Origin of the sequence: Thiocapsa imhoffii (assembly GCF_016583985.1) — a bacterium.
Taxonomy (GTDB): Bacteria; Pseudomonadota; Gammaproteobacteria; order Chromatiales; family Chromatiaceae; genus Thiocapsa; species Thiocapsa imhoffii.
Genome location: NZ_NRSD01000081.1, coordinates 1 through 775 on the forward strand (window position 1 = coordinate 1; position 775 = coordinate 775).

At 66.2% G+C, this 775-nt stretch carries 1 protein-coding gene; it reads right to left on the reverse strand.

Going from position 1 to position 775, the window contains the following annotated elements; translation table 11 throughout:
• Nucleotides 1-775: CLIPPER-2 domain-containing protein (locus tag CKO25_RS22225; protein ID WP_200389836.1), on the reverse strand; the 775-nt coding region annotated here is incomplete at both ends.

The window sequence follows — 775 nt, forward strand, 5'->3', positions numbered from 1 at the left end:
CCCAGATCATCCGACACCTGGTACTGGATCGGCGTCGGATTGCCCTCAAAGCCCGCCTCGGGCGTGAAGGTGATCGCACCCGTGTCCGCATCCACCGTCCAGGTGCCTTCACCCTCGACCGTCTTGGTCTTGCCGTCGCTGCCGGCATCGGCACCGTCGATCACCACCGTCGTCGGATCGAGCGTCCGCCCGTCAGCGGCCGCATCGTTGTCCACCACCGGCAACGTCACCGGCGTGCCCATCGGGTTGTCCAGCGATGCATCATCCTCGGCCGTCGGCGCCGCCGGCGGCTGCACCGGGGTCGACAGCTCGGTCGTCTGCGGATCGGTCTGATCCGAGTCAACCGACGCCGTGTTGACCACCACCGCCGCGATCGCATCGGCGAGCGTGACCGTGTAGGTACCCACCAGCTCGCAGGTCGCACCCGGCGCCACACTGGCACAGGTGATCTCGTCCGGCGTGATCAGGTCGTCGCTGACCACCACGTTGGTCAGGGTCACATCACCATCGTTGGTGGCAGTGACCGTGTAAGTGAGCACACTGCCGAACACCACCGGATCCGGATTAGCACCGCTCAGCACCTTCGCCAACGTCAGCGCCGGCGCACCCAGATAGGTCACCGTCACCGTCGCCCGATTCGACGGCGTCCCCAGATCATCCGACACCTGGTACTGGATCGGCGTCGGATTGCCCTCAAAGCCCGCCTCGGGCGTGAAGGTGATCGCACCCGTGTCCGCATCCACCGTCCAGGTGCCTTCACCCTCGACCGTCTTGG